This window comes from Rheinheimera maricola, from assembly GCF_016918075.2.
Classification (GTDB): Bacteria; Pseudomonadota; Gammaproteobacteria; order Enterobacterales; family Alteromonadaceae; genus Alishewanella; species Alishewanella maricola_A.
Window position 1 is genome coordinate 1 of record NZ_JAERPS020000010.1, and the last position, 20,139, is coordinate 20,139.

Consider the following 20,139-nt stretch of genomic DNA (forward strand, 5'->3'; position numbering starts at 1 on the left):
AACGCTATAAACTGCTGGCGCAGTTGATGTACGGCAGTGGCTTAAGGCTGATGGAAGCAGTTAGATTGCGGGTGCATGCAATAGATTATGACTATTTGTCGGTAATGGTATGGCAAGGTAAAGGCAATAAAAACCACAGGGTAACCCTGGCAGCTGAATTATTAGTATTGCTGCGCGCTCAATCTGATTTGGTGCAGCAACACTGGCAGCGGGATCGGCAACATCACGGGTATAATGGTGTTTGGCTGCCCAATGCACTTGCGGTTAAATACCCATCTGCACCTCTTGAACTGGGTTGGCAATACTTATTCCCTTCTGCAGTGCTTAGCATTGATCCAGAATCTAAAGCAGTTCGGCGTCATCACATTGATGAAACCACCGTCAGAAAAGCCATTAAACACGCAGCTAAACTGGCCAGAATTTCAAAACTCGTGACTTGCCACACGCTAAGACACAGCTTCGCTACCCATTTGTTAGAGGCCGGCGCGGATATCCGCACCGTGCAAGAGCAATTAGGCCATACCGATGTGCGCACTACGCAAATATACACTCACGTGCTAAACCGTGGAGCGGCGGGCGTTAAAAGCCCATTGTCACATCTGCTATAAAAAAGGGCGCCGCAGCGCCCTGTTTAGCTTAACCAGCTTAGTTAGAAGCAATCGCCCGGCACGCGCACGTCCCCTTCCATCAATACCCGCGCGCTGCGGCTCATTATGGCTTTGGTTACTGTCCATTGGCCGTTAACCTGCGTAGCGGCTGCCCCTACCCGTAAGGTGCCGGATGGATGACCAAAGCGCACGGCTTCGCGCGCGACGCCACCGGCAGCCAGGTTCACTAGAGTACCGGGAATGGCTGCAGCGGTACCAATGGCGACCGCAGCGGTGCCCATCATGGCGTGGTGCAATTTGCCCATCGACAATGCCCGAACTAGCAGGTCGATATCACTGGCATTGACCTGCTTGCCACTGGATGACACATAGCTTTGCGGTGGTGCGACAAAGGCGATTTTAGGTGTATGCGCCCGTGCGGCGGCTTCGCTGATATCGCTAATCAGGCCCATTTTTAGCGCACCATAGGCGCGAATGGTTTCAAAGCGGCTAAGTGCCGTGGTATCGCCATTTATGGCCTCTTGCAGCTCAGTACCGCTATAACCGATATCGGCGGCGTTAACAAAAATGGTTGGAATGCCGGCGTTTATCAGCGTCGCGCTAAAGCTGCCAATACCGGGTACGTCGAGCACATCAACCTGGTTGCCGGTGGGGAACATTGCGCCACCGCCGTCCCCTTCATCGGCGGCCGGGTCTAAAAACTCAATCTGCACTTCTGCCGCCGGAAACGTGACGCCATCCAGTTCAAAGTCGCCGGTTTCCTGCACTTCGCCGTTGGCCATCGGTACATGGGCAATAATGGTTTTGTTGATATTGGCCTGCCAGATGCGCACGGTACAAATGCCATTTTGCGGGATACGCTCTTTAGCCACCAAGCCATTGCTGATGGCAAAAGAGCCGACAGCGGCGGTTAGGTTGCCGCAGTTGCCGCTCCAGTCGATAAACGGCTTATCTATTGCCACCTGACCAAACAGGTAGTCGACATCGTGATCTGCCTTACTGCTTTTGCTTAACATCACCGTTTTGCTGGTACTAGAGGTGGCGCCGCCCATGCCGTCGGTGTGCTTGCCGTATGGGTCCGGGCTGCCAATAACCCTAAGCAGCAGGTTGTCGCGCGCTTTACCCGGCGTTTGTGCGGCTTGGGGTAAGTCATCCAGTTTAAAAAATACGCCTTTACTGGTACCACCACGCATGTAGGTGGCGGGGATTTTTATTTGAGGAGCCGCCATTACACTGCTCCTTGCAAAAAGTCCTGCGCAAAACGCTGCAGTACGCCGCCGGCTTCGTAGATAGACACCTCTTCAGCGGTATCTAAGCGACAGGTTACCGGCACGTTTAACACTTCGCCGTTAGTGCGGTGAATCACCAGCGTTAACGTCGCCCGCGGTGTGCGCTCGCCTACTACATCGTAAGTTTCAGTGCCATCCAGGCCCAGCGTAATACGGGTGGTACCGGCGTTAAACTCCAGCGGCAGCACACCCATACCAATTAAGTTGGTACGGTGAATACGCTCAAAACCTTCGGCGGCAATAGCCTCGACCCCGGCTAAACGTACGCCTTTGGCGGCCCAGTCACGCGATGAACCCTGGCCGTAATCAGCGCCGGCAACAATAATCAACGGCTGCTTGCGCTGCATATAGGTTTCTATTGCTTCCCACATGCGCATCACTTTGCCTTCCGGTTCAACCCGCGCCAGTGAACCTGGCTTAACTTTACCGTCTACCACGGCCATTTCATTAACCAGTTTAGGGTTGGCAAAAGTGGCGCGCTGCGCGGTTAAATGGTCGCCGCGGTGCGTAGCGTAAGAGTTGAAATCTTCCTCTGGCAGGCCCATTTTGTGCAGGTACTCACCGGCGGCGCTGTCCAGCATAATGGCGTTAGACGGCGACAAATGGTCGGTAGTAATGTTATCTGGCAACAACGCCAGCGGGCGCATACCTTTTAAGCTGCGCTCGCCTGCCAACGCGCCTTCCCAATAGGGCGGGCGGCGGATGTAAGTACTTTGCGGCCGCCAGTCATACAGCGGCGCCACCTTATCACCGTAGTCAACTTCAACCGCAAACATCGGCTCGTACACTTTACGGAACTGCTCTGGCTTCACGCTGGCTTTTACTACCGCATCAATTTCAGCGTCACTTGGCCAGATATCTTTTAGCGTTATCGCTTTGCCGTCACAGTAACCCAGCACGTCTTTTTCAATATCAAAGCGGATAGTTCCGGCAATGGCATAGGCCACCACTAAGGCAGGAGAGGCCAAAAACGCCTGCTTGGCGTAAGGGTGAATACGCCCATCAAAGTTACGGTTACCGGATAACACTGCTGTGGCGTATAAATCCCGTTCTACCACTTCTTTTTGAATAATCGGGTCCAGTGCGCCGCTCATGCCGTTACAGGTGGTACAGGCAAAACCGACAATACCAAAACCTAATTGCTCTAATTCCGGCAGTAACGCGCCCTCTTCTAAATACAGTTGTACCGCTTTAGACCCAGGTGCCAGTGAGGTTTTCACCCAAGGCTTACGACTTAAACCCAGTTTATTGGCATTACGCGCCAACAAGCCGGCAGCAATTACGTTACGCGGGTTACTGGTATTGGTGCAGCTGGTAATGGCGGCAATGATTACTGCGCCATCGGGCATTTTGCCCTCTTCAATTTCATACTTACCCGCAATGCCTTTGGCGGTTAAGTCACTGGTAGACAAACGCGCATGCGGGTTAGACGGCCCAGCCATGGTGCGGCCAACACTGGATAAATCAAACTTCAATACACGCTCGTACTCAGCGGTTTTTAAGCTTTCGCTCCAAAGGCCCGCCGTTTTAGCGTAGGTTTCAACCAGTTTTACCTGCTCGGGTTCGCGGCCGGTCAGCGTTAAATAGTCCAGCGTTTGCTGATCGATGCTAAACATTGCGGCGGTAGCACCGTATTCCGGCGTCATATTCGATATCGTTGCCCTATCACCCAAACTTAAGCTGTCGGCGCCTTCACCATAAAACTCTAAATAACTTGATACCACTTTTTGTTTGCGTAAAAACTCGGTTAACGCCAGCACAATATCGGTGGCCATAATGCCTGGCTGTGCTTTGCCGCTAAGCTCTACGCCAATGATATCCGGCAGGCGCATCCAGCTGGCACGGCCCAGCATCACGCTTTCGGCCTCTAAGCCACCGACACCAATGGCAATAACGCCCAACGCATCAACGTGCGGTGTGTGACTGTCGGTGCCTACTAAGGTATCAGGAAAGGCCACACCGTCTTTGGCGTGAATAACTGGTGACATCCGCTCCAAATTAATTTGATGCATAATGCCGTTGCCGGGCGGGATCACATCGACATTTTTAAAGGCTTTTTTCGTCCAGTTAATAAAGTGGAAGCGATCGTCATTGCGCCTATCTTCAATGGCGCGGTTTTTATCAAATGCATCGGCTTCAAAGCCGGCGTGTTCTACCGCTAATGAATGGTCAACAATCAGCTGAGTGGGTACCACCGGGTTTACTTTGGCAGGATCGCCGCCTTTTTCAGCAATGGCATCTCTAAGGCCTGCTAAGTCGACCAATGCGGTTTGGCCTAAAATGTCGTGGCATACCACACGGGCCGGAAACCAGGGAAAGTCTAAATCGCGCTTGCGATAAATAAACTGTTTTAGTGCCTCGGTTAGCATGGCCGGATCGCAGCGGCGCACTAAGTTTTCAGCATGCACGCGCGAGGTATACGGCAGTTTGGCATAAGCGCCGGGTTCTACGGCATCTACCGCGGCCTGGGTGTCAAAATAATCCAGGTTGGTGCCGGGCAGTTTTTTACGGTATTGGCTGTTCATTGTAATTACCTGTTTGTCTTGGTTATAACCAGACTGAGGTTTAACGCACAAACCGGCTTGACCACGCCAACACGCCGTAAACCCATCCTTGGGGGCTCGTCTCAGCCCGTCCGGGGCTTCAACGGTTGGCTTAGATCAAGCCGATTTGGCTTTATCACCTTAAGCTGAACTGTCTATTTTCCTGCAGCAATGTGAGGTTGGAACCCCGCTAGCGCAGCCACAGAGTGTCTGAGTCCTGCCGCAGGCATAAGGACGAGTTGCTGTGGCGAGCATGGCGGGTGTTGCAACCGAACAGTTGCTATTCCCCTCAACGCTGCTGTTCTGTTAACCGCGAGCGGCAATCGGCTTCACACTACGTGGCTCTACGCCAACGTAGTCCGCACTTGGCCGGATAATACGGTTATCGGCGCGTTGCTCCATCACATGTGCGGCCCAGCCGGTTAAGCGGCTGCAGACAAAAATAGGCGTAAACAGCTTGGTCGGAATGCCCATGTAGTTGTAAGCCGACGCGTGGAAGAAATCGGCGTTACAAAACAGCTTCTTCTCACGCCACATTACCGCTTCACAGCGCACAGACACGTCATACAGCTTAGTATCGCCATTGGCGTTGGCCAGCTTCTCAGACCACTCTTTGATCACCGCATTACGTGGGTCAGAATCTGAATACACCGCATGGCCAAAGCCCATAATTTTTTCTTTACGTGCCAGCATACCCAGCAGTTTTTGCTCGGCATCATCGGCGTTATGCATGTTTTCAATCAGCTCCATTGCCGCTTCATTGGCACCACCGTGCAGCGGGCCGCGCAGTGAACCAATAGCACCGGTAATGCAAGAATGCATATCGCTTAGGGTTGAGGCACACACGCGGGCGGTAAAAGTAGAAGCATTGAACTCATGCTCTGCATACAAAATTAGCGACGCTTGCATCACATCAACATGCAATGGCGTGGGTTTCTCACCGTGTAAGGTCCACAAAAATTGCTCGGCAACAGAGTCGGCATCAGTTTCTACGGTAATTCGTTTGCCATGGTGGCTAAAGTTGTACCAGTAGTTTACTAAGCCAGGGAAAATCGCCAGCATGCGATCAGTCGCGTGTTGTTGCTGATCAAAGCTAGCTTCAGTTTCCAGGTTACCCAGCATAGAGCATCCGGTGCGCATCACGTCCATCGGATGGGCTGATGCCGGAATACGCTCTAATACATCTTTTAAGGCCTGTGGCAGGCTGCGCAGGCTTTTTAACTTAACTTTATAAGCCGCAAGCTCTGCTGCAGTTGGCAGCTCACCTTTTAAAATTAAGTAAGCGACTTCTTCAAAGCTGCAATTAGCGGCTAAATCTTTAACATCATAACCACGGTAGGTTAAGCCAGAGCCCGTTTTACCGACGGTAGACAGTGCCGTTTTACCTGCCACCTGACCGCGCAAGCCCGCGCCTGAAAGTACTTTACCTGTTGACATGGTGTTCTCCCCGTTGTCTTTAAATTAAAAGCGCAATATTCAAAACTAACAATTAAGATTTTTTGCTGCTAAACAGCTGATCGAGCTTTTCTTCAAAGCTGTGGTAGTTTAAAAAGTCATACAGCTCAGCACGGGTTTGCATGCTGTCTACCACGGCTTTCTGATCGCCATTGGCTAAAATAGATTGGTATACATTCAACGCCGCTTTGTTCATGGCCCGAAATGCGCTAAGTGGATACAACACCATCGCCACGCCTACGCTGGCTAACTCCGCTTTGTTAAATAGCGGTGTCTGACCAAATTCAGTAATGTTCGCCAGCACCGGCACTTTTAATACCTTGGTAAAAGCGGTGTATTGCTCAAGTGTGTGCACGGCTTCTGCAAAAATAGCATCAGCACCGGCCGCTTCACAGGCTAACGCCCGTTCAATGGCTGCGTCTAAACCTTGCTGCGCAAGCGCATCAGTGCGCGCCATAATAAAAAAGCTCTCGTCTGTGCGGGCATCTACCGAAGCTTTCACGCGGTCGACCATTTCATCCAAGCTGACAATTTCTTTATTCGGCCTATGACCACAGCGCTTTTGCGCTACCTGATCTTCAATATGAAAACCCGCAGCACCGGCACGGCTCATTTCTTTTACCGTGCGGGCAATATTAAAGGCGCCGCCCCACCCCGTGTCGGCATCGACCAACAACGGCAAGCTAGTGGCCGCGGTAATGCGACGAATGTCTTCACAGACATCATTTAACGAGGTCATGCCTAAATCAGGCAAGCCAAAAGAGGCGTTAGCTACACCGGCGCCAGATAAATACAGCGCCTGGTGGCCAGTACGCTCGGCCATCATCGCCGTGTACGCATTGATAGTGCCGACAATTTGCAGCGGTGCATTTGCGTTTATCGCTGCGCGAAATTTTTGACCGGCAGTCAGTGTGCTCATATTAGTTCCCCGTTTGTTCAAGTTGTTTTTCAATATTGCGCCGTGACGCCGCGATATGGCGGCGCATCAGCAAATCGGCCAGTTCGCCATCACGGTTGGCAATGGCATTAAGAATAGCTTTATGTTCGTCAAATGCCCGTGATACCCGCGGCCCGTTCATACCCAATTGCACACGGTACATGCGCACCAGGTAATACAGCTCGTCACATAAAATATTGATTAAATACTCGTTTTTACTGCCCAAAATCACCCGGTAATGAAAGTCCAGATCGCCCGCTTCCTGATAATAACTTTCACCTTCTCGCACCCGTTGGGTACTTAAGTGCTGATCCAACAAAGCGCGCAGCTCTGCTATTTCACTGTCGGCCATATGCTCGGCCGCCAAGCGGCAAGCCATACCCTCCAAAGTTTCCCGTAACTGATAAAGCGACAACAACCCTTGTGTCGACAATTTCACCACCCGGGCACCGGCATTAGGAATACGCTCGATTAAATGACAACGCTCAAGGCGGGCTAAGGCTTCGCGCAGTGGCGCTCGGCTTAAATCAAAGCGTTTAGCCAACTCAGGCTCACTGATCTTGCTGCCTGGCGCTATATTGCCTTCAACAATGGCGCGCTGAATTTCCAGCAACACCCGGTCTGCTGCCGTAATGGGAGAGCGTAGTGATGGATGCAAGATACTCATAATTGTCGACACAAAAATAATTTAACGTAGTTTTATAGCCTTTCTAATGCGTAGTCAAGCTTAAGAATACATGTATTGTCGACAATAAGACCAAAGTCTGCTGTTATTACTTTACAGAAGTGGCTGAAATTTGTTAACTAGCAGCCATAGTTATGCTGCACATTCCAGACTTTATTTAGATTATATATTCATTAAAGCTTTGTTTATTATTCTTTTTTTAACTAAAGCGAGCCAGGGTAACCGTTGCACCCAAAACAGGTTAAACGCAGTAAGCTTGCCTTATTCACGGAATAAGCTGGGGATAAGTTGAGGATAAACTGGGTGCAAAAAAGCAAAAATCTAATGCAATTATGAATATCAACCGATGATTTATGTTAAGCAAAATATGCTGCGTTAACTACACTATTTCTTACCTTCTATGGATCAGCAGTATGTAACGCTAGCGCACGGCTCATTCCCTATGAGCCATTCCCCTAGGCCCGGAACAATGCGGATTGGTTCCGGGCTTCTTTTATCTAAAACATTGTAACTAGACAGCTTTTTTAATTAACCGAAATAGATTATAGAAGTTTTCTGTGGTTATTTCTGCTAGTTGGCTAACGCTAACCTGTTTCACGGCAGCTACAGCCTCAGCCACTGCGGTAACGTAAGCTGGTTGATTGGTTTTACCACGATAGGGTACCGGTGCCAGATAAGGTGAATCAGTTTCTATTAACAAGCGGTCCAGTGGCAATTTCTGTACCACAGATCGCAGTTCATCGGCATTACGAAACGTCATAATACCGGAGATAGAAATATAAAACCCCAGATCCAGTGCCGCTTTGGCCATGTCATAATTTTCAGTAAAGCAATGCAGCACACCACCGGCTTTGTCCGCTTGATGGCTACGCATTAATGCTAAAGTATCAGCTCGGGCATCACGGGTATGGATAATAAGCGGCTTATTTACCTGGTTAGCCACCTGAATATGGCTGACAAAAGCGTCCTGTTGTGTTTGCTTGGTTTGCGCGGCATAAAAATAATCCAGTCCGGTCTCACCCACCGCCACCACCGCATCCTGACGGCATTTTTGCAGCAATAACTCGGTATCTATTTTATCTTGTTGGTGCAGCGGATGTTCGCCGCAAGATACCGATACCATGGGATATGCGGCAACCTGCGCTAACATTTGCTCAAACTCTGCCAAGCTGACACAAACACATAGCATATGCTCTACTTGCTGCGCCTGTGCTGCTGCAATAACTTCTGGCAGGGTTAAACCAAGCTTGTCTAGCTCAAGCCGGTCAAGGTGACAGTGAGAATCTATAAACAAAACAACTTCCTGCAATAATAGTCAGTACAAAACCAGCCTAAATAGTGTGGGTAGGATCCGATGAACCCAGCATACCGCCGAGTAATTTTTCAATCTGGGCGCCAAGCTGAGCTTTATCGTCAATAAAGGTAATACCAATACCAGCCGGGCTGGAGCTTTGTGAGCCTGGCGGTGTGATCCAAGCAATCTTACCTGAAACCATAAGCGGCTCGAGGGCATCGGGTAAAGTAACCGTTAACGCAATTGACTGGCCCATCTTATATTGTCGCGAAGTACGGATAAACAACCCACCGGTTTTTAAAAAAGGCATATAACTGCGATATAAATCTTTAACATCGCTAAATCCTATCGACAGCTCTTCCATCAGCGTGCTCCTTAACTATGTAAGCGTTTTAGTTCGCACAGAAATGCACTCAACGCTAATGCTTTATTCTGCCCTAAAATTTGTGATTCGTCACGACTGAAGCGGCCGTATAGCTGCTGCAGGGCCAACTGTTTTTCTGGCTGGCGCCCGATCATAGCGGGCAGTACGTGCTGGCGTAAAAACCAACCAAACAATCTTGCCAAAGACGATGTAAAATCCAGCTGCTTTATTGTCTGCTCTAAGCTCTGCTGACCGGCCACAAACTGCGCTAAGCCATATAACGCTGCCTGAATGTTATCCGCCTCGCCAGACTCCAGCATAGCCAGGGCTTGCAAAGGTCCACCACCACAATAGGGCAATAAGAATTCTGCTACTGGCCGGTTACTTTGCGCGGCTAGCCACTGCTGTGCTTCAGTACCAAACTGAGCAGCGAGTTGCCATTGCTGGCAACGACTAAGCAAGGTCGCCGGCAACGCGCTGCTGGCTTGTGTTAGTAGCAACAAAAAGCTGTTTTCAGGTGGCTCTTCCAGGGTTTTTAACAGCGCGTTGGCTGCAGCTTCGGTAAGTTTTTCTGCCTGGGTTAACAATACCACTTTGTGTTGCTGTTGCTGTGCACGCCCCTGCATAAACACACTAAGCTGGCGCACTGCATCAACACCAATGCTGCTACCACTGCTATCGATTACCAGAAAATCAGCGTGACTACCCGCCTGGCGCAGTAAGCAACTTTTACACCCCCCACAGGGCTTTTGCGTATTAGTACAAAGCAAAGCCGCGCTAAGCCAGTTTGCTAACTCCGTTTTGCCAATTCCGGCCGGGCCAATAAATAGTAACCCGTGTGCCAATCTGGCACTGTGTAATAATTGTTGCAGTTGCTGCTGATATTGCACAAGCCAGGGCTGCACTTAAAACCCCAGTGCCTGGTTTAATGCTGTTGTTAACTGTTGCTGTACCTGCAACAGTGGCTGGCTAGCGTCAATAACGGCAATGTTTGGTTCGGTTGCCGCTATTTGTAAGTACTTTTGTCGGGTACGCTGAAAAAAAGCCAATTGCTCTTGTTCAATGCGATCCAGCTCGCCGCGCTGGCGTGCCCGCTCCAGGCCAATGGCAGGGTCAATATCCAGATACAAGGTTAAATCAGGCTTCAACTCGCCTAACACTGCCTGTCGAAGCTGCTGAATAAACTGCTCGTCAAGCTGGCGCCCGCCCCCCTGATAAGCACGGGATGACATATCGTGGCGGTCAGCTAACACCCAACTGCCTGCTGTCAGCGCTGGCAAAATAACGTTTGTTAGCAACTGCATCCGGGCGGCATACATTAATAACAATTCGGTTTGTGGTGCCACCTGCTCATTGCTGTGCAGCTGCTTTACCAAATCACGTAGTGCCTCTGCCAGCGGTGTACCACCGGGCTCCCTTGTACACTTAGGCTCAATACCATGCTGGTGCAGGTAGTGTTTAATATGAGCTATAGCGGTACTTTTACCGGCTCCTTCCAGCCCCTCAACTACAATAAATTTACCTGAATGTGTCATGGCTTGGATCCCAGAATATATTTTTCAACCGCCGCATTGTGCTGTTGTAGTGTCGATGAAAACTGATGCGTACCATCACCCTTGCTGACGAAATAGTACAAATCTGTTTCTGCTGGCTGAGCCGCAGCCATTAGTGCCGCGCGACCTACCAGACTAATGGGGCCCGGTGGCAGGCCGTGATGACGATAGGTGTTATAGCGATGGGGGTTATTTAAATCGGCCCGGGTAATATCACCGTTAAAATTCTCTAAGCCATAAATGACGGTGGGGTCTGTTTGCAAGCGCATGTTTTTACGCAGTCGGTTAACAAATACCGATGCTACCAAGGTTTTTTCTGGTGCGTAACTGCTCTCTTTTTCGATAATTGATGCCAGTGTCAACAACTGATAGCGGTTTTGCAGTGGTAAATCGCCATGCCGTTGCTGCCAGGCATGGTCTAGCTCAGTCAGCAATGCTTGTTGAGCGCGTTTTATCAAGGCACTGGCCATACTATTTGCCGTGTAATAATAGGTGTCAGGAAATAGCAATGCTTCTGCATTGGATGGTGGCTCGGCCCACTCCTGCGGCCATAACATCAGCTGCAGCACCTGCTCAGCACTGCTGATATCCTGCTGCAAATGCGTAGCCTGCGAGATGCGCTGCAGGCTTTGCTGTAATGTTTCACCTTCAATCAAAGTTAAAGCAAACTGTGCTTCACGACCACTGCGAAACAGCGCTAAAACGTCCAGCAATGTCTGCTCGTCATTCACGCGATACACACCTTGCTGCACAGCGGCTTCCGCGGGGTGTAACTTCAGGTACAGCCGTAACAGCAGGCAGTCCGTTTGTTGTATTAATTGTTGCTGCTGCCAAAGCCGGCATAACTGTGCGGCCGAACTACCCGGTGCCACCGTGTGAATACCGGCAGCCAACTGCAAGGGAATATGCTGCACGTAACGAACACCAGCGTAGTAAGCAACCGCAAGCATAACACCCAGCAACATGAAAATTCTTAATGGTTTTAACATATAACCTGCTTTGCAAACTCTTGCACTAAACTGACAGACAAGGGCCGGCTTTGCAGATGACTTACCGGTACTATTGCCATTAGGGCGTTACATATAAACAACGCATCTACGTTAGCCAGCTCAGGTAACAGCCAGTCAACTAAATGGATGTCTGCTTGTTGCATAATATGTTGGCGCATAACACCAGCCACACCGGCCCGTGCCAGCGTTGGCGTATGCCAGCGGCCATCACGATACATAAACACATTCGCCGCGCTAGCTTCTGTAACAAAACCATGTTGATCAAGAACGAGTAATTCGTCAGCATCGCTGTTTGCCAGTTCTTGCTTTAACAGCACCTGCTCTAGCCGGCTGGTGTGTTTTAAACCGGCTAACAAAGGTTGAACTGCCAGCTGTAATTTGGCTACCTGCAGACAAACACCTTGTTGCTGCATGCGCTTATAATCAGGCATAGCGCTAACACTGATATAAATGTGCGGAGCGCTAATACCATCACAACCATAGCCGCGGCCACCCTCGCCACGTGATATCAATATTTTAATTACCTGCTCCGGCTGATTAACCGCTGCTAGTGCCTGTTGTTGCAACAGCAGCCAGTCTATATCAGTAAAGCCTAATTGCCGGGCACTCGCTTGTAAGCGTTGCAAATGCAGTGGCCACAACTGAATTTCACCAGCACGTACCTGCATCGTGGTAAAAATACCATCACCGTAATTAAAACTGCGATCTTTTATGCCGATACTCTGTGAGCGTATAACTGAGGACACACCATTTTCCGCAGAAGCCAATTTAGCGGCAGTATGCCTTAAAATGCAGATAAAACAAAGGCTGCATCAGGCAGCCATTGTTTGTTAATACCGCAGATTATGCATGTTAAAACAGCACATTAAATGCGTTTGAACAAGATAGAACCATTGGTACCGCCAAAGCCAAACGAGTTACACAAAGCGTACTCCATACTAACCTGACGCCCTTGATGTGGTACATAGTCAAGGTCACAACCGTCATCCGGTTCATCCAGGTTAATCGTCGGCGTTACCAACTGATCTTGTAACGAGAGCACGGTAATAATTGATTCTACCGAACCTGCAGCCCCCAACAAATGGCCAATCATCGACTTAGATGAGCTTACCATCAGCTTATCCAGGTTATTAGCAAAAACCGATTTTATGGCCATCGTTTCGGCAATATCACCGGCAGAAGTGGATGTACCGTGAGCATTAATATAGGCCACTTGTTGCGGATTAACCTGAGCATCATTAAGCGCATTTTTCATCGCTAAGGCTGCACCAGCGCCGTTTTCTGGCGGTGATGTCATATGGTAGGCATCGCCACTCATACCAAACCCGACTAGTTCAGCATAAATCTTAGCGCCACGGGCTTTGGCATGTTCGTACTCTTCCAGCACCATCACCCCTGCACCGTCACCCAATACAAAACCATCACGCCCTTTATCCCAGGGACGGCTGGCTTGCTGTGGAGCATCGTTACGGGTGGACAGTGCCCGTGCCGCGCCGAAACCGCCCATGCCTAACGGCGTGGAAGCTTTTTCAGCGCCACCGGCTACCATCACATCAGCATCACCGTAGCTTATCATCCGTGCGGCATGACCAATATTGTGCACACCTGTGGTACAAGCGGTAACAATACTGATATTTGGCCCCTGCAGACCTAATAAGATAGACAGCTGACCGGCAATCATATTAATAATGGTAGACGGCACAAAAAACGGTGATAACCGTTTAGGCCCGCTATTAATGAGTTTGGTATGATTTTCTTCAATTAAGCCCAGGCCACCAATACCGGACCCTATGGCAGCACCAATGCGCGGCGCATTTTGTTCAGTAATTTCAATACCTGAATCTCGAAATGCCTGAATGCCAGCTGCGACACCGTACTGAATAAACAGATCCATTTTCTTAGCATCTTTTGCAGAGAAAAATGGCTCTACATCAAAATTTTTAATCAAACCAGCAAATTTAGTGGTATAGGCACTGGTATCGAAATGCTCGATCAACGAAATACCGCTTTTACCTTGCTGTAAGCCTTGCCAGCTTGAGGCAACATCATTACCCAGCGGCGTTAGCATGCCTAAACCGGTAACTACTACACGACGTTTTGCCACAAAACCCTCCGCCATGAAAATTTTCATCTAGCCTAAAACGAAAACGGGTAGCTTAGCTACCCGTTCTGCACGCCACTTATTTACTCAGCATGCGCTTTTACGTAGTCAATCGCAGATTGGACTGTTGTAATTTTCTCAGCTTCTTCGTCTGGGATTTCAGTATCGAATTCTTCTTCTAACGCCATTACCAGCTCAACGGTGTCCAGAGAGTCAGCACCCAGGTCGTCAACGAAAGAGGCTTCGTTCTTTACTTCGTCTTCTTTAACGCCCAGTTGTTCAATAATGATTTTCTTAACGCGTTCTTCGATGTTGCTCATCTTTTCTTCCTTTTTCTCATATAAATCGCAACAGTTCGTGCAATTTTGTGTGGCGCTAGTTTATGCGTAAGCTAACAGGGTTGCAAGCTTGGCGATCAGCATTTTCTGCTGGTCAAACCTGCTTTATTTCCCGCTATTTACACCATATACATACCGCCGTTAACGTGAATTGTTTCACCGGTAATATAGGCCGCTTGATTAGACGCTAAGAACGCTACTGTCGCAGCAATTTCTTCTGGTTGCCCCAGCCGGTTGGCTGGCACCTGAGCAAAAATAGCCTCTTTTTGCTCATCTGACAGCTCTTTAGTCATGTCGGTATCAATAAAACCGGGCGCTATTGCATTAACAGTAATACCGCGTGACGCGACTTCACGCGCCAAAGATTTGGTAAAACCCAGTACACCGGCTTTTGCTGCCGCATAGTTTGTTTGGCCAGCGTTGCCCATTGAGCCTACCACTGAACCAATACTGATAATACGGCCAAAACGCTTCTTCATCATAGTGCGCATTACAGCCTTACTTAACCGGTATACCGAGGTTAAGTTGGTTTGCAGTATGTCAAACCACTCATCATCTTTCATCCGCATCAACAAATTGTCACGGGTAATGCCTGCATTATTAACTAAAATATCAATATCACCAAACTGGTTTTTAATCTGTGACAAACATTGCTCAATCGACACTGTGTCGGCCACATTTAACACCAGACCACAGCCGTTGTCACCTAAATAACTACTGATAGCCTCGGCGCCTTTTTCAGAGGTTGCCGTACCCACGACTTTCGCGCCCAGCGCAGCCAATTGCTCGGCAATTGCCCGGCCAATACCGCGGCTTGCGCCCGTAACCAGTGCAACTTTACCTTCCAGAGAAATAAAACTTGTCATGTTCAATCCTTATTCTGCTGTCAGAGCAGCGTGCAGTGACGCGACATCACCAACGGAGGCGGTAGTCACGTTTTTGTCTATGCGTTTAATCAGACCACTAAGTACTTTACCCGCACCAAGCTCAAGTACATTAGTTACGCCTTGTGCTGCCAGCCACTCAATACTTTCGGTCCAACGCACCGGGCTATAAAGTTGCCGTACTAACGCATCTTTTACGGCTGCAGCATCAGCAGCAATTGCCACATCGACGTTATTAATTACCGGTATGACAGCGCTATTAAAATTAAGTGCAGCCAGATCGGTGGCCAATTGTTCTGCCGCCGGTCGCATTAACGCACAGTGAGATGGCACGCTGACCGGCAAAGGCAAGGCGCGTTTAGCACCTGCAGCTTTACATAGTTCGCCGGCACGTTCTACTGCCGCTTTATGGCCCGCGATAACGACCTGGCCCGGCGAGTTATAATTTACCGGCGATACCACTTCACCTTGCGCCGCATCGGCACAGGCTTTTGCAATTGCAGCATCGTCCAGACCGATAATAGCCGACATGCCACCGACACCCGCAGGCACCGCCAATTGCATATAGTTTCCGCGCTTTTCCACTAATTTGACTGCATCAGCCAGTGACAGTACACCGGCACAAACCAGTGCGGAATACTCACCTAACGAGTGACCGGCGAAATACGCTGGTGTAGCACCGCCCTGCTGTTGCCACAAGCGCCATACGGCGACAGAAGCCGTCAACAGCGCAGGCTGAGTACGATGTGTTGCATTTAAGTCTGCCTCAGGGCCTGAAGAGACTAGCGACCATAAGTCGTATCCAAGCGCTGCTGACGCTTCAGCAAAGGTTTGCTGAACTATATCAAATTGTGCATATAAATCGGCCAGCATGCCGACAGATTGTGAGCCCTGTCCAGGGAATACAATTGCAAGTTTGGTTGTCATTGTTAATCCTGCAAATTAAAAAACGAAGAATTAGTCACGCTGTATTCTAGTAGCGAACCAAAGCTGAGGCCCAGGCAAAACCACCACCGAAGGCCTCCAACAGCAGCGTTTGACCGCGCTGAATACGCCCATCGCGAATCGCTTCGTCCAGCGCTGTAGGTACCGTTGCCGCTGAGGTATTGCCATAACGGTCCAGGTTAATCACCACCTGCTCCATCGACATATCCAACTTACGTGCTACCGCGGAGATAATGCGCAGATTCGCCTGATGCGGTACCAGCCAATCAATTTGTGATTTATCCAGATTATTGGCTGCTAAGGTCTGCTCTACCACTTCTGATAATTTCGTTACAGCAACTTTAAATACATCATTGCCTTTCATTGAGCCCCAAGACTGATGCACAGACTGTTCGTCACCGCGTATAGGGTTATCGACGTACAATAATTCTGAGTATTTGCCATCGGCATGAATATGGGTAGATAAAATGCCCGGCTGTTCTGACGCTTCCAGAATGACCGCACCGGCGGCATCACCAAACAGAATGACCATGCTTCTGTCCTCCGGCGACACCAGCCTGGACAAACAGTCAGAACCGATAACCAGAATGCGCTTGGCAATGCCGGTTTTAATATATTGATCGGCCACACTTAAGCCATAACAAAAACCGGCACAAGCCGCGGCGATGTCAAAGGCAGGAATAGCGGGTATGGCCAGTTCACGCTGAATCTCACAGGCCGCACTTGGCAGTGCACGTGACGCACTGGTGGTAGCACAAATAATCATATCGATGCTGTTTTTATCAATGTCGGCGGCTTCGATAGCCTGTAGTGCCGCCTGAGCTCCCATGGTGGCAACAGACTCGTCATCACCAATAATGCGACGCTCTTTAATGCCGGTACGCTCTATAATCCATTCGTCTGTAGTTTCTACCATCGACTCTAGATCTGCGTTACTGCGAACTTGCGCCGGAAAATAACTTCCGGTACCTATAATGCGTGAATACATGAGAACCTACGCTTTATCAATTAATACGTGTTCCAGCCGGTCTTTAATTTTTGCGGGTACCTGACGTTCAACCTCACGTACTGCTTGCCGGATGGCACTGAGAAATGCATCTTTAGTCGCATTTCCATGACTTTTGACTACAATTCCGCGCAATCCTATCAGACTTGCGCCATTGTAGTGGTCGGGGTTCACGCCCTGATAAAGGTTTTTTATAAAAGGTTTGATTAACCAGCCGAACAATTGCGCAGCAACTTTATCTTTTATGCTCGACTCAAAACGACGCAAAATCAATTTTGCTACACCCTCACAGGTCTTTAGCGCTACGTTGCCAACAAAACCATCGCAAACAATGACATCGGCTTTGCCGGTAAAAATATCATTACCTTCAATATAGCCAATGTAGTTAATTTCGTTGCAATCTGACAACAATATCGATGCCCGCTTTATCTGGTCTGAGCCTTTGATTTCCTCTTCACCCATATTCAGCAGCGCGACTTTAGGCTGGCTGATGCCAATCACTTCCTCGGCCATAACCGCTCCCATGACGGCAAACTGGAATAAGGTATCCGCGTCGCAGTTTACTGTAGCGCCAAGGTCTAGCATATATACCGGGTTGCCTTCAATAGCCGGTAGCGCACTAACTAGTGCAGGTCTATCAACGCCATTGAGCATTTTCAATACAAAGTGCGCCATAGCAATTAAGGCGCCCGTATTACCGGCACTGACACAGGCTTGCACCTCGCCTTTATCAACTAAATCCAACGCGACACGCATGGAGGAGTCGCGTTTAGAACGCAGTGCAACAGACGGCTTATCTGCCATCGACACGACCTGGCTGCTATGGCGAATACTAAGTTGCGGATGCGGAAAAACGCCGTGCAGTTTCAATTGCTCGGTTAAGTTGGCTTCATCGCCACACAGAATAAGGTGTAGTTCAGGAAATTCGCAAATCGCTGCCAAGGCGGCAGGTATAGTAGAATGGGGGCCGTGATCGCCCCCCATCATGTCTAATGCAAGTGTCAGCTTAACTGGCTGCACCCGATGCACTCAGACTTATTTTACTTTACGGCCTTTGTAGTAACCATCGGCAGTAATGTGGTGACGACGGTGTGTTTCGCCAGTAGTAGAATCAACTGACAGCGTTGGGCCAGTTAATGCATCGTGTGAGCGACGCATATCGCGACGAGCACGTGATTTTTTGTTTTGCTGAACAGCCATGGTATTTCTCCTAAACTCACTTTTTCTTTAATTCTGCCAGTACAGCGAAAGGATTGGGTTTTTCTGGTTCTGGGCCTATATCACCAAAGCTCATCAATGCCGCACTAACGGCGCAAACCGCTTCGTCGTGCATTGGGAACAGTGGCAAAGCCAGAATCAGCTCATCTTCCACTAACTGTCGTAAATTTATTTCGCCGTGTTCGTCTTTTTCGATCACGTCGTAACGCTCAGGAATTAATTCCAAAGCAGCGTCATCACCCGGTTTAACCGGAGTGTATGCAAAATTGCAGTCCAGCGATACCGTCATGCTTTCGCTACAACGTTCGCAGGTTACACTCACTTCACAAGAAGCGCTACCCTGTATTACAGTCAGGCCTTGCTGGTCAGTACCGCATTCAACTCGCACCGTCACTTCGCCCTGCGGATTAAGCAGGCTTTCGGCTAACCGGGTTAAATTTACTACTGGCACAAAGCCTTCGTAATCTGAGCGTTTTTGCGCTGCTTTAACCGGATCTATAGTAACGGGTATTTTTACTTTTTGCATAAGGCGCGCATCATATAGAAGCAACCCTTTACTGTCAAAGGGATCTGGCAGATATTTGTGGTTTTTATAGCGCTATTTTTTCATTCTGTTTATAGTGCGACAAATTTTGTATAAAAAGACTATTTATCAATGGCTGAGTCGGCATTACCAGCGCTATATCTGGCCTCAACGTCAAAGTACCGCCAACAACTATTGGCTAAGCTGACTACACGGTTTCACACCGCTAAACCAAACGTTGATGAGGCGCCATTAACTAACGAAAGCGCAGAGCTACTGGTGCGCCGTTTGGCCATCGCCAAGGCCCAAGCTATTGCCGTGGGCTTAGACACGGGGTTGGTAATTGGCTCAGATCAGGTGGCACAGTTTAACGGCAATATTATCGGTAAACCCCACACGGCACAAAACGCGCTGGCGCAATTACGTAGTTTCAGCGGTAACACGGTAACGTTTCTTACCGGGCTGGCTCTGGTTAATGCGCACAGCGGCAATATACAGGCCATCGTTGAGCCATTTAACGTTAGCTTTCGCACCTTAACAGATAGCGAAATTATTGCCTACATCGACAAAGAGCAGCCGCTGGACTGTGCCGGCAGCTTTAAAAGCGAAGGCCTGGGGATTAGTCTGTTTAGCAAACTCAGTGGTGACGATCCCAACAGCCTGATTGGCCTGCCACTTATTCAGCTAAACCAGATGCTGTTAAATGAAGGCGTTAATGTGCTGCTTAAATAACCTGCAATAATTCCGGTATCGAATCGATAATGGCTTTGGGTGCAAACTGGCTCAATACATCGCGGCCATGCACACCGTGGGTTACGCCTACACGCGGCATCGCAATCGCTTGCGCCATCTTCATATCATGGCTGGTATCACCCACCATTATTGCTTGTTCAGCGCTGACATCCAGCTCACGTAAAATCTGCTGTAGCATATCTGGGTGCGGTTTAGATTGAGCTTCATCCGCGCAGCGGCTGGTATCAAAATATTTCTCTAGGCCAGTTTCGGCAAACATGCGCGCCAGGCCTTTGCGCTGTTTGCCGGTTGCCACCGCCAGTTTAATATTATTGTCTTTTAGCTGACGCAGCACCTGCTCAACACCGGCAAACAAGGGTGTTGGCGTGTTATCGTGCAGCATGTATTGCTCGCGATAATGCTGAAACATTAACTGACGTTTATTATCAGTCATGCCAGGAAACAGAATATCAAAAGCGGGTTCCAGGCTGAGCCCAATAATCTGCTTTGCCTCATGCTCTGTCGGTATCACCAGCTCACTTATTCTGGCTGCTGAGCGTAGCGACGAGACGATACGATCGATAGAGTCCATTACTGTGCCGTCCCAATCAAACACTACCAGGGACACGGTATCTGCTAATGCGTTTTGCATGG

At 49.3% G+C, this 20,139-nt stretch carries 22 protein-coding genes; 2 read left to right on the forward strand and 20 right to left on the reverse strand.

The window, feature by feature from the left end; translation table 11 throughout:
- Positions 1-608: integron integrase (locus tag I4W93_RS19070; RefSeq protein WP_224673571.1), on the forward strand; the 608-nt coding region annotated here is incomplete at its 5' end.
- Positions 609-649: 41 nt separating this feature from the next.
- Here the strand turns inward: I4W93_RS19070 and prpF are convergent.
- The 19 genes from prpF to yceD form a co-directional block, all read right to left on the reverse strand.
- On the reverse strand, positions 650-1,837 hold the full coding sequence (gene prpF, locus I4W93_RS19075) for a 2-methylaconitate cis-trans isomerase PrpF (protein ID WP_205313491.1): 1,188 nt from the start codon (positions 1,835-1,837) through the stop codon (positions 650-652).
- Positions 1,837-4,422, reverse strand: coding sequence for a Fe/S-dependent 2-methylisocitrate dehydratase AcnD (acnD, locus tag I4W93_RS19080; RefSeq protein ID WP_205313490.1), 2,586 nt, complete (start codon positions 4,420-4,422; stop codon positions 1,837-1,839). Before acnD ends, prpF begins: the two co-directional genes overlap by 1 nt.
- 324 nt (positions 4,423-4,746) lie before the next feature.
- The gene (gene prpC, locus I4W93_RS19085; RefSeq protein WP_205313489.1) at positions 4,747-5,877 is read right to left on the reverse strand and encodes a bifunctional 2-methylcitrate synthase/citrate synthase; all 1,131 of its coding nucleotides are present in this window, start codon (positions 5,875-5,877) and stop codon (positions 4,747-4,749) included.
- A 52-nt stretch (positions 5,878-5,929) separates the two neighbouring features.
- Positions 5,930-6,814, reverse strand: a complete 885-nt coding sequence (gene prpB / locus I4W93_RS19090; RefSeq protein WP_205313488.1) for a methylisocitrate lyase — start codon at positions 6,812-6,814, stop codon at positions 5,930-5,932.
- 1 nt (position 6,815) lies between these two features.
- Positions 6,816-7,499, reverse strand: a complete 684-nt coding sequence (locus I4W93_RS19095; protein WP_205313487.1) for a GntR family transcriptional regulator — start codon at positions 7,497-7,499, stop codon at positions 6,816-6,818.
- Positions 7,500-8,028: 529 nt separating this feature from the next.
- Positions 8,029-8,811 carry a TatD family hydrolase gene (locus I4W93_RS19100; RefSeq protein ID WP_205313486.1) on the reverse strand — a complete coding sequence of 261 codons (783 nt, stop codon included), beginning with the start codon at positions 8,809-8,811 and terminating at the stop codon, positions 8,029-8,031.
- Between the two features lie 37 nt (positions 8,812-8,848).
- A complete protein-coding gene (locus I4W93_RS19105; protein WP_205313485.1) occupies positions 8,849-9,175 on the reverse strand; it encodes a PilZ domain-containing protein in 327 nt (108 codons plus the stop codon).
- Between the two features lie 11 nt (positions 9,176-9,186).
- The gene (holB, locus tag I4W93_RS19110; protein WP_205313484.1) at positions 9,187-10,080 is read right to left on the reverse strand and encodes a DNA polymerase III subunit delta'; all 894 of its coding nucleotides are present in this window, start codon (positions 10,078-10,080) and stop codon (positions 9,187-9,189) included.
- Positions 10,081-10,710, reverse strand: coding sequence for a dTMP kinase (gene tmk / locus I4W93_RS19115; protein WP_205313483.1), 630 nt, complete (start codon positions 10,708-10,710; stop codon positions 10,081-10,083).
- On the reverse strand, positions 10,707-11,717 hold the full coding sequence (mltG, locus tag I4W93_RS19120; protein ID WP_205313482.1) for an endolytic transglycosylase MltG: 1,011 nt from the start codon (positions 11,715-11,717) through the stop codon (positions 10,707-10,709). Before mltG ends, tmk begins: the two co-directional genes overlap by 4 nt.
- On the reverse strand, positions 11,711-12,484 hold the full coding sequence (gene pabC, locus I4W93_RS19125; RefSeq protein ID WP_224673572.1) for an aminodeoxychorismate lyase: 774 nt from the start codon (positions 12,482-12,484) through the stop codon (positions 11,711-11,713). The genes mltG and pabC overlap by 7 nt, the downstream gene beginning before the upstream one ends.
- A 119-nt stretch (positions 12,485-12,603) precedes the next feature.
- Positions 12,604-13,842 carry a beta-ketoacyl-ACP synthase II gene (gene fabF, locus I4W93_RS19130; RefSeq protein WP_205313481.1) on the reverse strand — a complete coding sequence of 413 codons (1,239 nt, stop codon included), beginning with the start codon at positions 13,840-13,842 and terminating at the stop codon, positions 12,604-12,606.
- A gap of 80 nt (positions 13,843-13,922) precedes the next feature.
- Positions 13,923-14,159: an acyl carrier protein gene (gene acpP / locus I4W93_RS19135; RefSeq protein WP_205313480.1), complete on the reverse strand. Its 237-nt coding sequence runs from the start codon at positions 14,157-14,159 to the stop codon at positions 13,923-13,925.
- A 137-nt stretch (positions 14,160-14,296) separates the two neighbouring features.
- Positions 14,297-15,043 carry a 3-oxoacyl-ACP reductase FabG gene (gene fabG / locus I4W93_RS19140; protein ID WP_224673573.1) on the reverse strand — a complete coding sequence of 249 codons (747 nt, stop codon included), beginning with the start codon at positions 15,041-15,043 and terminating at the stop codon, positions 14,297-14,299.
- Between the two features lie 9 nt (positions 15,044-15,052).
- The gene (fabD, locus tag I4W93_RS19145) at positions 15,053-15,988 is read right to left on the reverse strand and encodes an ACP S-malonyltransferase (protein ID WP_205313479.1); all 936 of its coding nucleotides are present in this window, start codon (positions 15,986-15,988) and stop codon (positions 15,053-15,055) included.
- A gap of 46 nt (positions 15,989-16,034) precedes the next feature.
- Positions 16,035-16,994 carry a beta-ketoacyl-ACP synthase III gene (locus I4W93_RS19150; protein ID WP_205313478.1) on the reverse strand — a complete coding sequence of 320 codons (960 nt, stop codon included), beginning with the start codon at positions 16,992-16,994 and terminating at the stop codon, positions 16,035-16,037.
- 6 nt (positions 16,995-17,000) lie between these two features.
- Positions 17,001-18,041, reverse strand: coding sequence for a phosphate acyltransferase PlsX (gene plsX / locus I4W93_RS19155; RefSeq protein ID WP_205313477.1), 1,041 nt, complete (start codon positions 18,039-18,041; stop codon positions 17,001-17,003).
- A gap of 6 nt (positions 18,042-18,047) precedes the next feature.
- The gene (gene rpmF, locus I4W93_RS19160; RefSeq protein WP_008223049.1) at positions 18,048-18,212 is read right to left on the reverse strand and encodes a 50S ribosomal protein L32; all 165 of its coding nucleotides are present in this window, start codon (positions 18,210-18,212) and stop codon (positions 18,048-18,050) included.
- A gap of 16 nt (positions 18,213-18,228) precedes the next feature.
- Positions 18,229-18,756, reverse strand: a complete 528-nt coding sequence (gene yceD, locus I4W93_RS19165) for a 23S rRNA accumulation protein YceD (protein WP_205313476.1) — start codon at positions 18,754-18,756, stop codon at positions 18,229-18,231.
- Between the two features lie 129 nt (positions 18,757-18,885).
- On the opposite strand from yceD, the gene I4W93_RS19170 reads away from it, so the two are divergent.
- Positions 18,886-19,485, forward strand: a complete 600-nt coding sequence (locus tag I4W93_RS19170) for a Maf family protein (protein ID WP_205313475.1) — start codon at positions 18,886-18,888, stop codon at positions 19,483-19,485.
- Here the strand turns inward: I4W93_RS19170 and I4W93_RS19175 are convergent.
- Entirely contained in the window at positions 19,478-20,137 is a 660-nt protein-coding gene (locus I4W93_RS19175) for an HAD family hydrolase (RefSeq protein ID WP_205313474.1), read from the reverse strand. The genes I4W93_RS19170 and I4W93_RS19175 overlap by 8 nt on opposite strands.
- Positions 20,138-20,139 lie beyond the last annotated feature (2 nt).